This is a genomic window from Sphingobacterium faecale (genome assembly GCF_016746095.1).
In the GTDB taxonomy this organism is placed as follows: Bacteria; Bacteroidota; Bacteroidia; order Sphingobacteriales; family Sphingobacteriaceae; genus Sphingobacterium; species Sphingobacterium faecale.
In genome coordinates this window covers 139,679-153,944 of the sequence record NZ_JAERTY010000011.1, presented here as the reverse complement: position 1 = coordinate 153,944, position 14,266 = coordinate 139,679, and the positions used below count along the sequence as shown (strand labels likewise).

Annotated in this window: 10 protein-coding genes; 2 read left to right on the top strand and 8 right to left on the bottom strand. The window is 40.4% G+C overall.

Annotated elements, in window-relative coordinates:
- Positions 1 to 65: 65 nt before the first annotated feature.
- The gene (uvrA, locus tag JKG61_RS19375) at positions 66 to 2,918 is read left to right on the top strand and encodes an excinuclease ABC subunit UvrA (protein ID WP_202104614.1); all 2,853 of its coding nucleotides are present in this window, start codon (positions 66 to 68) and stop codon (positions 2,916 to 2,918) included.
- Positions 2,919 to 2,921: 3 nt separating this feature from the next.
- On the top strand, positions 2,922 to 3,659 hold the full coding sequence (locus JKG61_RS19370) for a class I SAM-dependent methyltransferase (protein ID WP_202104613.1): 738 nt from the start codon (positions 2,922 to 2,924) through the stop codon (positions 3,657 to 3,659).
- Here the strand turns inward: JKG61_RS19370 and JKG61_RS19365 are convergent.
- From JKG61_RS19365 to JKG61_RS19330, 8 genes are all read right to left on the bottom strand, one after another.
- Positions 3,649 to 4,947 (bottom strand): bifunctional folylpolyglutamate synthase/dihydrofolate synthase, encoded by a 1,299-nt coding sequence (locus JKG61_RS19365; protein ID WP_202104612.1) that lies wholly within the window; start codon positions 4,945 to 4,947, stop codon positions 3,649 to 3,651. The genes JKG61_RS19370 and JKG61_RS19365 overlap by 11 nt on opposite strands.
- A gap of 9 nt (positions 4,948 to 4,956) precedes the next feature.
- Positions 4,957 to 5,781, bottom strand: coding sequence for an energy transducer TonB (locus JKG61_RS19360; protein ID WP_202104611.1), 825 nt, complete (start codon positions 5,779 to 5,781; stop codon positions 4,957 to 4,959).
- Positions 5,782 to 5,864: 83 nt separating this feature from the next.
- A complete protein-coding gene (locus JKG61_RS19355; protein ID WP_202104610.1) occupies positions 5,865 to 6,272 on the bottom strand; it encodes an ExbD/TolR family protein in 408 nt (135 codons plus the stop codon).
- Positions 6,273 to 6,297: 25 nt separating this feature from the next.
- The gene (locus JKG61_RS19350; protein WP_202104609.1) at positions 6,298 to 6,999 is read right to left on the bottom strand and encodes a MotA/TolQ/ExbB proton channel family protein; all 702 of its coding nucleotides are present in this window, start codon (positions 6,997 to 6,999) and stop codon (positions 6,298 to 6,300) included.
- Positions 7,000 to 7,036: 37 nt separating this feature from the next.
- On the bottom strand, positions 7,037 to 8,092 hold the full coding sequence (locus tag JKG61_RS19345; protein WP_237249546.1) for a hypothetical protein: 1,056 nt from the start codon (positions 8,090 to 8,092) through the stop codon (positions 7,037 to 7,039).
- A 110-nt stretch (positions 8,093 to 8,202) separates the two neighbouring features.
- Positions 8,203 to 9,930, bottom strand: a complete 1,728-nt coding sequence (locus JKG61_RS19340; protein ID WP_202104607.1) for a TonB-dependent receptor — start codon at positions 9,928 to 9,930, stop codon at positions 8,203 to 8,205.
- A 78-nt stretch (positions 9,931 to 10,008) separates the two neighbouring features.
- Positions 10,009 to 13,038 (bottom strand): tetratricopeptide repeat protein, encoded by a 3,030-nt coding sequence (locus JKG61_RS19335; protein ID WP_202104606.1) that lies wholly within the window; start codon positions 13,036 to 13,038, stop codon positions 10,009 to 10,011.
- 282 nt (positions 13,039 to 13,320) lie between these two features.
- On the bottom strand, positions 13,321 to 14,259 hold the full coding sequence (locus JKG61_RS19330; protein WP_202104605.1) for an aspartate carbamoyltransferase catalytic subunit: 939 nt from the start codon (positions 14,257 to 14,259) through the stop codon (positions 13,321 to 13,323).
- Between the last annotated feature and the right edge of the window lie 7 nt (positions 14,260 to 14,266).

Below are 14,266 nucleotides of genomic sequence, written 5' to 3'. Positions count from 1 at the left end.
AGAGCCTTCCTATAAAGTCCGATTAATATTCAGTAACTTTGCAAGTTGCAAAAACTTAACGTCCCATGGCAAAAACAAAAGCAGTAGATTTAGGAGATCAGAATGAAGTTGAGGTATTTGGCGCCCGTGTCCATAACCTCAAAAACATAGACATCTCATTTCCCAGAAATGAACTTGTTGTCATAACCGGCCTCAGTGGTTCTGGAAAATCTTCCTTAGCTTTTGACACTATTTATGCCGAAGGGCAGCGTCGTTATATGGAGACTTTTTCGGCATATAGCCGTCAATTTCTAGGAGGTATGGAGCGTCCTGATGTCGACAAGATATCCGGATTAAGTCCAGTGATCTCAATCGAACAAAAAACAACCAGCAAAAATCCAAGATCTACAGTAGGAACCATTACGGAGATATATGATTTTTTACGCCTACTGTATGCTCGGGCAAGCGAAGCTTTCTCTTTTATCAGCGGAAAACGGATGCAACGAATGTCCGAAGATCAGATTGTTGACAGAATATTAGAAGATTTTAACAAAGAGGCTATTTATATTTTAGCACCGATTATCAAAGGGCGTAAAGGACATTACAGAGAGTTATTTGAACAGATCCGAAAACAGGGTTATACCAAAGTACGCGTAGATGGAGACCTTTTGGAACTGGTACCAAAAATGCAGGTAGATCGATACAAAATACACGATATTGAGATTGTAGTGGACCGATTGATAGTAGAAGAAGAGGATCGCAAGCGCTTATACACCTCCGTACTACAGGCTATGAAAGCAGCTAAGGGTATCATCAAGATAGCTAACAAGGAAAATACAAAAGAGCAGTTCTTTAGCCGCTATCTTATGGATGCCGAGTCTGGAATCTCATACGATGAACCACAACCCAATACATTCTCATTTAATTCCCCTTATGGTGCTTGTCCCAAATGTGATGGATTAGGCTATATATTTGAGATCGACAAAAACACAGTCATACCAGACCGTAAGCTCAGTATACAAAAGGGAGCAATAGTACCGTTAGGACCTGTACGAGAGTCCTGGAACTTTGCTGTATTAAAAGCCGTAGCACAGAAGTTTGAATTTTCACTGACTACCCCCATCGAAAAACTAACGGAAGAACAAATTGACATTTTACTCTTTGGTGCAGGGGAACCCATTTCACTTACCGTTTCTTATGGATCCTATGGAGCACGTGAATATAAAGTCAGTTTCTCTGGTATATTCAAAATGCTCGAAGAATATACAGGTAAAACCAGGGATGATGCTCCAACCTTAGAAGATTTCAGAACTAAGATATGTTGTCCAAGTTGTCAAGGAGCACGACTTAAACAGGAATCACTACATTTTAGAATTGATAACAAAAACATCAGTGAGCTAGCGGCAATGGATATCTCCTCATTAATGGGCTGGCTCGAAGAAATAGAAAAACGGATTGACGAACGTCAAAAAGTAATTGCCGTAGAGATTCTTAAAGAGATACGCACACGTTTAGGATTTTTACTAGATGTTGGCCTAAACTATCTCAGCCTAGATCGCTCGTCCAAGACACTTTCGGGCGGTGAGGCTCAGCGTATACGGCTAGCTACGCAAATCGGGTCGCAATTGGTCAATGTATTGTATATCCTCGATGAGCCTAGTATCGGTCTCCACCAACGGGACAATGAGCGTTTGATTAATTCCTTAAAAAATCTACGGGACATCGGCAACTCGGTATTGGTTGTCGAGCACGATAAGGACATGATACTCCATGCAGATTACGTCATAGACATGGGACCGGCAGCAGGGATTCATGGTGGTCAAGTCGTAGCTGAGGGTACACCAAAACAGATTTTAAAAGCCAGCTCCCTAACTGCTGACTATTTAAATGGCAAAAAGGAAGTTCAAATTCCTAAGAAACGTCGAGATGGAAATGGTCATACCTTATCCTTGAAAGGTGCTACCGGAAATAACCTAAAGAATGTCTCTGTAGACTTCCCTTTGGGCAAATTGATATTGGTAACTGGTGTATCGGGTTCTGGCAAGTCCAGCTTGATCACAGGCACCCTCTATCCTATCCTGAACAAACACTTCTTCAGAGCCAAAGCCACGCCTATGCCCTACAAAAGTATCAAAGGGCTGGAACATATCGATAAGGTAATCGAAATAGATCAGAGTCCCATAGGACGTACTCCCCGATCCAATCCATCAACATATACCGGAGTGTTTTCGGATATCAGGACACTCTATGTCCAATTACCTGAAGCAAAAATCAGAGGTTATAAACCCGGTCAATTTTCGTTCAATGTCAAAGGTGGACGTTGTGAAACCTGTCAGGGTGCAGGCATGAAAATCATCGAGATGAACTTTCTTCCCGATGTACAGGTACCTTGCGAGACCTGTCATGGCAAACGCTACAATAGAGAGACATTAGAGGTCAGATATAAAGGCAAATCGATCTCCGACGTCCTAGACATGAGTATACACGATGCTGTAGCTTTCTTTGAACATATTCCATCGATACACCGTAAGATAAAAACTTTGGAAGATGTTGGGCTGGGGTACATCACCTTAGGTCAATCATCAACTACGCTTTCCGGTGGAGAGGCCCAACGGGTCAAACTCGCCACAGAGCTTTCCAAAAAAGATACCGGAAATACCTTTTACATCCTAGATGAACCGACCACAGGTCTACATTTCGAGGATGTCAATGTACTGTTGGGAGTTATCAACAGACTCGTAGATCGTGGCAATAGCGTATTGATTATTGAACACAATCTCGATGTCATCAAAACAGCCGACTGGGTTATTGATATGGGGCCTGAAGGCGGAAAAGAAGGCGGTAAACTAATGTTTGCAGGACTACCTGAAGATTTAATCAAGCAGAAGAAAAGTGAAACAGGACGTTTCTTAAAAGAGGAAATGACCGGCCGTCAATAATCTATGGAAAATGAAGTGAACCAAACCGGTAGAAAAAACATTTATGACCCACAATTTGTAAAGAACCTGTTCAATACCATGTCAGGTTCTTACGAAAGAATGAATTATATCACCTCTTTTGGCTTTTCCATCCGATGGCGAAAACAATTCCTCCGGAAACTAACTCCTTCAAGGGAAAAATTAAATGTCCTTGACTTGTTATCTGGTTTAGGAGAGAATTGGAGTTACTTAAAGAAACACTTTCCCCAGTCTAATTTTCATGCACTGGATTTTTCGGAGGCAATGCTTTCGAAATCTACGCCCAAAGGAGAGCGTATATTTGGCAAACAGTTGACCCTATTCTCGAACGATGTATTGAAAAATCGTCTACCATCGTCACACTATGATATCGTCACCTGCGCCTATGGTCTCAAGACCTTCAATAACAGCCAGCTAGACATACTTGCCCAAGAGCTCAGTAGAATACTCAGGCCCAATGGTCAATTTACATGTATTGAAGTATCTGTTCCCCAATCCCGGATACTGGCTTTTTTTTACGGACTATACCTAGGTCATATCATTCCGGTCTTAGGAAAGCTATTCCTAGGAAATCCATCAGATTATAAAATGCTATGGATTTACACCAAAAGCTTCCAAAATACCCAACAGATTCAAGAAATCTTTAGTCGATATAATCTGGAATTAGAAATAGACTCCTATTTTTTTGGTTGTGCCACCGGTTTACATGGTTTTAAGAAGTAATACTACTCAATACCTCCGCAACAACAAAATTAGACCCCCCTACAAATATTAAGTCTCCAACTTGATAAGCATCTTTAGCCACCGCTAGCGCATTGACTACAGTACCACACTCCTGCCCTTTCAAGCCATAAATAGCAGCCTTCTCTGCCAACTCCATAGCACTCATCGCTCTAGGCATATCAGGACTAGAAAAATAATAGGTTGCATCTTTTGGTAGATATGGCAACATATGATCCAAGTCCTTATCTTTCATCGCACCGATCACGACATGTAACTGCTTAAAATGGACCTCTGTCAGATTTTTAATTATCTCTTTAATACCGTCTTCATTGTGCCCTGTATCACATATGATCCGTGGATCCGTAGATATCGTCTGCCATCTTCCCTGTAAGCCTGTCCGTGCCTGTACCTGTGCCAATCCTTCCTTCAGCCGATCTTCAGGAATCTGATAGCCCAAGCCCCGAAGTTGCTCCACTACGGCTAGTACCCCTAGTACGTTTTTCAACTGATAGGAACCCGTCAAATCCAAGTCGTAAACCTCCTTAGTAGCAGCGGAAAAGACCTCTACCTGCTGCAGGATATCCGTCTTACCAATACGCTTGGCCTTAAATACCTGATCGGCAAAAGTCAATGGAGCATTACACGTTAATGCTTTATCGATAAAAACTGGTGCGGTTATAGGATGTGTTTCCGAAACAACAATAGGCGTATTCGATTTGATAATCCCCGCTTTTTCGATTGCGATCTCCGTTAAAGTATCCCCCAGAAGATTCATATGGTCCATACCGATATTCGTAATCAAGGTAACATCAGGATAAATTATATTCGTGCTATCCAATCGCCCTCCCAACCCAACTTCAATAATCGCCACATCGACCTGCTCTGTAGCAAAATAGTCAAAAGCCATGGCCACCGTTGCCTCGAAAAAAGAAGGTTGTACCTCTTCGATCAATCTGCGTTGTCTATTGACATAGTCTACAACAAACTGAGCATCTATCTGCTGACCGTCTATACGGATACGTTCACGAAAATCAATCAAGTGAGGAGAGGTATATAAGCCCGTCCGATACCCAGCAGCACTCAAAATAGAAGCCAGCATATGGGAAGAAGATCCTTTCCCATTGGTACCGCCTACATGTATGGTTTTATAGTTATTCTGTGGGTTTCCAAGTGCTCCACAAAGAGCAATAGTACGACTCAAATCCTTTTTATATGCGGAAGCACCATCTCTCGTAAACATAGGCAATCGACTGTATAGATAGTCGATTGCCTCTGTATAAGTATGCATAAGCAACTCTTATCTTAATTTAAAATTAAATCTAATAATACCGGTTTGACTATCTGGAGCGTTGTCTATTTGATTCAACCGAGCTCCTCGAACTGCACGCTCACACTTAGACCATAATTCTCCATCCGATAGGGTAGTCCCTTTGGCTCCTGCACGCGCATAAGTTATAACTCCATTCTTATCCACTTTAAATTCTACAGCTACTATACCTGCCTGCTGTCCCTTATCATCTATTTTTGGAGGCACTGTAAACTTTCGGTTAGCCAAAGAGATCATCGCATTTCCAAATCCAGACCCTCCCTCACCATAGTTAGAAGCTAAGGGGTCTCCGAGATTTGATCCTTGATTGCCTGGAGTACTTCCAGTACCATCTCCGGCACCGCTACCGCTATTTTTCTTACCTTTATATAGTGCGTTAGAATTTACCGCAGGAGTACTGGTTTTTGTTTCTTTTGTTGTTTCCGCAGCAGGAGTCTTTACGGGCTTCTCTGCCTTCGCAACTGCGGGCGCCTCTTCCAGATCCTGGGTAGCTACCGCTTTATCCGCAACCTGTTGCGTAGGTGTAGGCGTAGGTGTCTCTGTTGGAACGATTCGATCGGGTTGTACGTTGTTGGCATTCTCATCCATAGAAGGTTCTTCTACATTCATAAAATCATCCCCCATTCCTTCTTCCGATGTCCCGTAGTTAACTACTATTCCCCCCATTCCATACTCCGGAATATCCGACTGTCCAAATACTATAAAGAAGCCGATCAATCCTAATACAGCCATCACAAGCGCAGAGTATCCTAGCGCCTTTGGCATATTATTTTCTTCTTTAAGATGGTAATACATGTATCAAAATTAAAAAATCAAAATTAAAAAATCAAAAATCAATCCAAGATGACTTTTAACCTTCCAAATCGACATATTACATTCTAGTCTTTTTTGGGTTCTGTTGCTAGAACCAATTTAATTTTAAGCCTATTTGCGATATCCATAACAGAAATTACATTTTGAATAGGCACTGTACTATCTGCATACAGCATTATTGTAACCTCTTCTCCCGAATTTATCTGTGATTGTAGCGCCTGTTCTAAAGCATCATACGGAACAACTGCTTTATCCAAGTGATAGGCTAGATCACTCGTAATAGAAACCGTTATTGTTTTTTTCGCTACAGACTGTTCGCCTGCACTCGACTTGGGCAATAACAGCTTAACAACCTGAGGATTGGCCACAGCTGACGCTAAAAGAAAGAACAGCATCAAAAAGAACATGATGTCGTTCAACGCTGCAGTATGTACCTCAGCAGTAGGTTTTCCTCTTCTATTTCTTAAGTTCATTCTTCAAACGTAATTAAGTTAGAAACTACACTCCAGGTTCATCCAATAAGTCGATAAACTCAACAGCCTCTGTTTCCATTTTCAAAATAAGGCGTTCGACCATCATATTCAGAATATGATAACCAATATAAGCTAAGATACCAATTGTTAACCCCGATGCTGAAGCGATCATTTTAACATAGAGACCTCCAGACACAGAACCGATATCAATACCACCTGCGACCTCTACATCACGAAAAATCTGGATAACACCAAAAATAGTACCTACGAAGCCAAGCATGGGTGCTATACCGGCTATGATTCCCAAAATATTAATATTTTTCTCTAATCTAGAAACCTCAAGCTTACCTGCATTTTCAATAGCCGCCTCTATATCTTTAATAGGGCGTCCCACACGTGTCAATCCTTTTTGCAACATTCGCGCCAAGGCAGAATTACTAGAGCGACAGACTGCTATAGCGGAATCTAGTTTACCAGAGAGAACATTGCTTTTGATCTGTGCCATTAAACCGCCATCTGCCTTTGATGCATTACGAATAGTAATATAACGTTCGATAAAAATAACGAGTCCCAAAAAGAATAATAAAAGAATAGGGATCATGATCCAGCCACCCTTCATCAGAAGCTGAAGCAAATTCAGATTTTCCTGCTGTGTGGCTAATTCTATCGCCTGTTGTTGTGCCTGATTTAATGTATCTACGGGTAGATTGCTTTGTAATAATGACATAGCGTTTAAAAATATTTATTTACTGGTTTATGTTCTTTTATCTAATCACGTCTGGCCAAGCATCTGTCTTAATATGCTTTCTGACATACCGCAATGCTGAATCTCGTTCTTCTTTATTCTCATAGGTATCCCATACCACGCGTTTTAAGTTCTTAGCGAGGTTAGGAGTAATAACCCGAACCGATTTATGGCCATCCTTATTAAATGCCTCGGCTTCCTCATAAGCCTGGGCTAATGTTTTATGTGTACCGATCACTATAGTATAACGATGATTAGTAGGAGGTTCTACCTCTTCAACTTGATCAAGATCTGGCGAAGAGGACACCACTGTATCCTGCTCTCCGACATTCAGCGAATCAACAGGTTGAACAGAATTAAGTGTATCTATAGGGCTTGACTCCATCGGAACAATTATTTGTTCATTTTTTACCAAAGGATCACTTCCTTCTTGCATATAGGTAGTACTATAATAATACAATCCTCCCAACAACGCTATAGCAACAACAGCCACTATGGCATACACGTAAGCACCCGTAGATTTCCGTTCGTCAGGGATTTCAAATTCAGGATCATCCAATATAGTATCATGCTCCAAAACTTTTTGCTGTTCTGCTTTCGCAGCAGATGGGATTAAATCCTCATTCAAAACGGATTTAGCTTCCTCCAAAGGGAATTCATCAGTACCATCAGATTCAACGGGACCAGACACTTCACCTTCTACAACTTCAGAAATTGATATCTCCTCGGAATCACTTTCTTCTTTATAAAACTGATCTTTTACCGCTGTGTAGTTAAAGCCAGATAAATCTAATGGTTTGAACACATACGACTTGCCGTAACTCACCAACTCGCCAAGATTATCTAAGCCGGCTTGTCCCGATTGCGTAAGTTTATCCATTACTAGAGAAACTGCCTGGTTTACGTATAATTCAGCTTCGTCACGTTCGATCTGATTAGTCTGTTGTATATAAGTAATAAAATCGTATCCTTCTGTAGTATTGCTATCAAACTCGATAAAAGTAATTGGAGGCAGGTAAACGTGGCGTTTTGCATCAAATGTAGCAGGGGTATGTACACGTTTAAATGTTCCCAATCTATTAACATAGACAGACGACTGCCGTTTAAGTAATGTATGTATTTGCCTTCCTAAATTCATTTGTTTCTATAGCACACGGTGTGACACAAAGTTATAATCTATTTTTATTAAAATGAAAAATTAACTCCACCTATCACATTAAAGCCCAACTTGGGATAGTACAGGTAGTGTTGATATTCTTTATTGAATATATTATTGGCTTTTACAAAAATACCCAAATTGGATAAAGCCTTATACTCAGCACCAGCACTTAAATCAAAGAACTCTGGAATAGATTCTTTTTTATAGGAATCAGGTAACAGAATCGGACTTAATTTACTGTCATATTCGTACGCCTTAGCATACGATAACCCGTGAAAGAGTGCCTCTGCATCGATGTATAGCTTCTCAGAAATATTGAAACGCGCATTAGCTGCTAATCGCAATTTTGGGGTAAACCATGCTTCTTGCTCTTGAGCCATAGTGTAGTTGTCGATATTCAGACGTCCTCCCAAATTAATCAGTTCAGAAAGCCTTATATTGATCTCTCCTTCGATACCCAGATATTTGACCTTATCATCTCCATTGCCGTCATAAGCCATCTGAAACTGAAAAGGGGTATTCTCTGCATTCACAAAAAGAGGCATACCTTCCAATGATTTGTACATCACCTTAGCCTTATACCCAAAAGTAGCACCTGCATTTCCTTTGATCCCGCCAAAGAAACTCAAGCGCTCTACCATATTCTGAAACTTTAGATCAGGTCCCAAGTAAGGGTTTTTCTGAGAAAGAGACTTAAACGATGCCTTCTGAACGCCGCCTGTTATCCCACCAAACAAATGGATGTAACTTGGCACCAAGGAAAAATCTACCTCAGCCGAAGGGAACACGTTGAACCGTGTGCTATCTCCGAATTCAGAAACAATATTTGCTCCAAGGGTCAAGGTATAATTAGTACCTCTTAAACTAATATAAGGATTGATATTAGCAATCGAGTTACTGAACTTATCTCCTTTATCCACGTTTCCACTTCCTCCGATAGAATTGACATCTACAGCAACATTTGCACCTATGTTAAATGTACGCAATCTCTTATTCAGATATCCGGATAAGGCCACAGCATTTTCACTGGCATCAAACTTATCCTTATAAGTATAAGCATCCACTTTAGCCGAATACGAAAAGGCCTCTTCATTCGTAGGGTCAAAATTACTGGTCAACTCGCCCGTAAAATAGATATCATTAAACGTCTGTGCTTCACGTTTAGGATTAAGCGACAGTCCATCTACGTCGACCGGGATGCCATAAAAACGCGTACCATATCGATTGTAGCCCAATATACCATCTACCGTAAAAGCAGACAGAACACGGCGTCCAAACACGCCTACCTCCTGCCTAGAGAATTTTTGATCATCCAAAGACCCCTTTTGATTCAAGTGCTTAACAAAACCACCAAAACGAAGGTCTTCATAGTCTTCTACAGCGATATAGGCCTCACCCAAGATAGTACCTAGGTTACCTACCCCTACTTTAACGTAGTTACTCGTGATGTCCTGAGTCTTTGTAAACGGGAGTTCCTGTACATTTAATTCTTTAAGACCGGTGTTAATATCTAACTTTTTATCGGGTACATTTCCATAGTTCAGTTTAGGCATATAACTCCGCTTATTGCTCATATCTGGACTACGTCTTATTTTAACCGCATCAGCAAGAATAGGCTTATAATCACGTACGACATCAAAAGAGTCTATCGTTACTGGCTTAGTTGGATCTTGTTGAGCATACCCTTGATATCCTGCTCCCAATAATAAGGCAACTATAGCGTAATTTTTAAAAACTGTTTTATGCAACTTCATCTAATTATGTTTCTTTATGGCCGATGAGAGCTTGTCCGATTGTGTTTGGACACGGTTTCATCTTATTCCTATTTCTTCTTATTTAAGCTTCTTTAAACGTTCATTGGCGGCTTTCAAAATACCGTCCTCTTTATTCTCATAATTATCAATCACACTTTCCAGGGTCGCTTTAGCTTGAAACTTATCTCCCTTTCCAAGGTAAGCATCTGCCATAAGGATAAAACCTTTGGCTACCCAATAATCGTACGATGAGAATGTATTCGAGATATCAAAAGCAGATTCAATCGCCTTATCAAATTGTTTGGCTCTCAACTGCTGTTCGCCCACTAAATAACGTGCTTCCGCACCGGTCTCCGTTTTAGATTTCAATGCAGCCAAATTCAGTTCTTTCGTCGCCTCGGTCCACTTAGTTGTCGCTAAGTATGCTTTTGCAGCGTATAAATGTGCTAAAGCGATATCTTCTTCAGAAGCTTTTTCATATCCCTTCAAAATATTGGCATAGTTTAACGTCTCGATATAATCGCCGATATTATAATAACTAACCAATAAATTCTTGACGGCAAAGCCATAATTCTCTTTATACTCTGAAGTTAATTCCAGCTTCTTCAACACTTGTACCGCCTCGTTATACGCTTTATTTCTTAGGTGCAATTTTGATACACTTACCAAGGTCTTCTCCGTATAGGCTGAGGTCCAATCGTTCATGATAATATTAAAATCATGCAGGGCTTCCGAATCCCTACCCAACCTAGCATAGCTTTCACCACGTATATAACGTGCAAACTTTTCTTGAATCGGCTTAGGGAACTTATCAAAATAAGCATTAATTGCCTCTACCGCCCCTTGCCAGTTCTGTCTATCAAAAAGATTACGGGCAACGCCAAAAGTGTGCGCATCCTGCTCGGCAGTAGAGAGATTACCAATATTGGTTGATGTGGCATACTTAATATATCCTGTAGCATCGTCTCTATCCAAATATATATTCTCGATCGAGCGTATGGCCTGTTTAGCTTCATCTGTCGTTGCATATTGATTCACAACCCGTTGAAATGTTGCTAAAGCTGCGTCATTATGATCTTGGTTATACTGTACTAATCCAATGGTCAGTAGTGCACGAGGGACGTAAGAGCTGCGAGGATACTTCTCCACCATAGACTGTAACCCTAATATCGCCTTGTCATATTGTCCCATAAGGAAATAAGTATAAGGGATCTCGAAGGCTACGTCATCAGCATAATTCGATTTTGGATATTTCGTGATAACCGAGTTCAGCGTTGCCAATTTAGCATCGTTATTTCCCTGTAACCCTTGGATGATACCCCGTTGGAACAATGCATAATCCTGACTTTGCGCATTAGAACTGATCAAACGGTCATAGTATGACATTGCCTTGCCGTAATTTTTTATTGCAAAATAGGAATCCGCCAAGCGAGCGATAGCATCATTACGGGTATTAAGCTCGATACCATCTTTACCTCCTCCAGCAAGAAAACGCTCAAAATAATTTGCTGAAGTATTATAGTTATCATTACGGAATGCTGCATATGCCAAAGCATAGTTAGCATAGTGATATACATCGGTATTCCGGGCTGCAGGAAGCTGCAAGAATTTGTTGAAATTAGCGACTGCCTCTTTATACTTACGTACTTCGTACATGGCTTCCGATTTCCAATAGGTGGAAAGGGCATATATTTCCTCATCAAACCGGTTTGATTCTGAACGCATAAACATGGAGATCGCATTTTCAAATGCCCGCTCATTGTAGAACTCTAACCCACGGTAATAAGTTACTTTTTGATAAGCTGATTTAGTCTCCCTAGAAGTGCGGTCTATAGACTCTAACACATCTACAGCAGCACGATAACTCTTTGTACTGAGAAGAATCTCAGCCAATAATGTATTAGCTTCCTCTTTGCGTTTGGTTTGTTTATACGTACCCAGATATTCCTGAATAGCATCAAGTGCAACCTGGTGAAAATCCAATTCGTACGAAAGCTTTGCATAATTGAATAAACCTTCCTCTTTCAATTGTGGATCAAAATCCAGCTTAGAAGCTTTAAAAAAAGCATTACGGGCACTTTGCTTGTTATCAGTCTTTAAGAAAGCATCTCCCAATGTGATCATCGCACTTTGATAATAAGCATCGGGTTCGGATAACTTCTCTAATTCGGATATCGCCTTGGTATAATCCTCCAATTTATAAGCAATATATCCGATCTGGTAACTATCTTGATTATTCTGGGTTTTACCCTGATCTTGTGTTTGGAACTTATCGTAATAATCTTTAGATTTTGCAAGATCACCCTTTATAAAATAAGTAGCACCTATAATTCGAAACATCTCCGTCTCGTGTTCTTGTTTGGTGGTCTGTAGAATAGGCAATGCATAACTTAGAACATCATCATAGCGCTTATCCAGAAAGTACAAAGCCGTAATATAATAGGGGTAGCTATTCTCAAATGTCTTCGAACCATTCAACCGTTCAAATTCATTCAATGCGGTTTTATATTCAGCATCCAAATAACATAAATAGGCATAATAGTAAATCGATGCTTCTTGGAACTGACTTCGGTCATCTTTAAGTTTTTCAAACAATGGCTTCGCACCTTTATAGTCATTGGTCATAAAGCGTGCATATCCCAATTTAAACCTATATTCAGTATTCTCCGCTCCGGCTAGATTTTTAGAATCGATTTTTGTGAACCATTCGATAGCCTTTGCATAATCTTTCTTTGCATAATAAGACCGGCCTATTTGAAAAAATGCAGCCTTAGAGTTTGCGCTTGCCGGATAGTCCTTGATATACTTTAGGAAGTGAGCTTCAGCATCAGAATCACCAAGTTCCAATGCACACACGGCTTGATAAAAGCGGACACCTTCTTTCAACATAGTCAACTCTTCGGTCTCATCCAATTGAAGCGTAGATTTTGTCCGTAACTCTTCTACCTTATCAAATTGCTTTGCTGCAGAACTATACTTTCCTCTTTCAAACAACTCTAATCCCGTCTTATAAGCTCTATTGATGTCTTGCCAAGCAGTCTGCTGACCAAATGTTGGCAAGGTCATCAAGCTCAACGCGACCCCTAATCCGTAAATCTTTTTGTACATATCGGTGCTTAATCTTTATATGTGTGTATTATACAATAAAAAATAGTTTGATTCTACCATTTATGATGCCAGAATTCTATTTCCGTCGTGATGCTTTTATTCAGTATACTAAATTAAATCATCAACCGCAAGTTTTACCCAAAAGTTCTTAACATCTGTTAGTAACCCCCTTTTAATTGAGTCCATCCCATGTTAAAATTTCAAAAATTATTTCCAGAAAGATAAAAATAAAGCCATCAAAATCTTGATGGCTTCTTTATATTTAACAAGGTTTAACAACCCCTAACCTCTCTTTCCGGCTAGAAGATAAAGAACCGCCATCCGGACCGCTACCCCGTTCTCTACCTGATCTAGTATAATAGAATGCTTACTGTCCGCTACATCGGATGTAATCTCTACTCCTCTATTGATTGGCCCTGGGTGCATTATAGTAATCTCTTTATCCAACGAATCCAAAATCTCTTTATTCAATCCGTATAGCATCGAATACTCACGCAAGGAAGGAAAATAAGCAATATCTTGTCTTTCGAGTTGAATCCGCAACATATTGGCAACATCACACCAGTTCAATGCTTTTATTAAATCGTGTTCTACTCGCACCCCTAGTGAAGTAATATATTTTGGGATCAACGTCGTTGGTCCGCAGACCATCACTTCAGCTCCTTGCTTCTGCAGACATAAAATATTCGATAGCGCTACTCTGGAGTGAAGGATATCACCTATGATAGCCACCTTACGTCCGGATACGTCCCCATAACGTTCTCTTATAGAAAAGGAATCTAACAAAGCCTGTGTAGGATGCTCATGTGCTCCGTCCCCCGCATTGACAATCTGCGCATCGACATGGCGGCTCAAAAAAACGCCTGCTCCCGCATAAGGATGCCGCATCACGATCATATCCACCTTCATCGCCAATATATTATTGACAGTATCGATCAAAGTTTCACCTTTACTTACAGATGAAGAGGAAGCCGCAAAGTTAATAGTATCTGCAGACAATCGCTTTTCCGCAAGCTCAAAAGACAAACGTGTACGCGTAGAATTTTCAAAAAACACATTAGCAATAGTAATATCGCGCAATGAAGGAACTTTTTTAATTGGTCTATTCAGGACATCCTTAAAATTTGCCGCTGTATCGAGGATAAGTTGAATATCATTTTCAGTTAGGTCCTTAATACCTAGTAGATGTCGCGTACTTAACTGCTCTGTTGTTGTTGACATAGTCTGC

Bases quoted from the DNA above. Each gene is read 5' to 3' on its own strand.
- uvrA (WP_202104614.1), top strand. From the start codon at position 66: ATGGCAAAAACAAAAGCAGTAGATTTAGGAGATCAGAATGAAGTTGAG.
- JKG61_RS19370 (WP_202104613.1), top strand. From the start codon at position 2,922: ATGGAAAATGAAGTGAACCAAACCGGTAGAAAAAACATTTATGACCCA.
- JKG61_RS19365 (WP_202104612.1), bottom strand. From the start codon at position 4,947: ATGCATACTTATACAGAGGCAATCGACTATCTATACAGTCGATTGCCT.
- JKG61_RS19360 (WP_202104611.1), bottom strand. From the start codon at position 5,781: ATGTATTACCATCTTAAAGAAGAAAATAATATGCCAAAGGCGCTAGGA.
- JKG61_RS19355 (WP_202104610.1), bottom strand. From the start codon at position 6,272: ATGAACTTAAGAAATAGAAGAGGAAAACCTACTGCTGAGGTACATACT.
- JKG61_RS19350 (WP_202104609.1), bottom strand. From the start codon at position 6,999: ATGTCATTATTACAAAGCAATCTACCCGTAGATACATTAAATCAGGCA.
- JKG61_RS19340 (WP_202104607.1), bottom strand. From the start codon at position 9,930: ATGAAGTTGCATAAAACAGTTTTTAAAAATTACGCTATAGTTGCCTTA.
- JKG61_RS19335 (WP_202104606.1), bottom strand. From the start codon at position 13,038: ATGTACAAAAAGATTTACGGATTAGGGGTCGCGTTGAGCTTGATGACC.
- JKG61_RS19330 (WP_202104605.1), bottom strand. From the start codon at position 14,259: ATGTCAACAACAACAGAGCAGTTAAGTACGCGACATCTACTAGGTATT.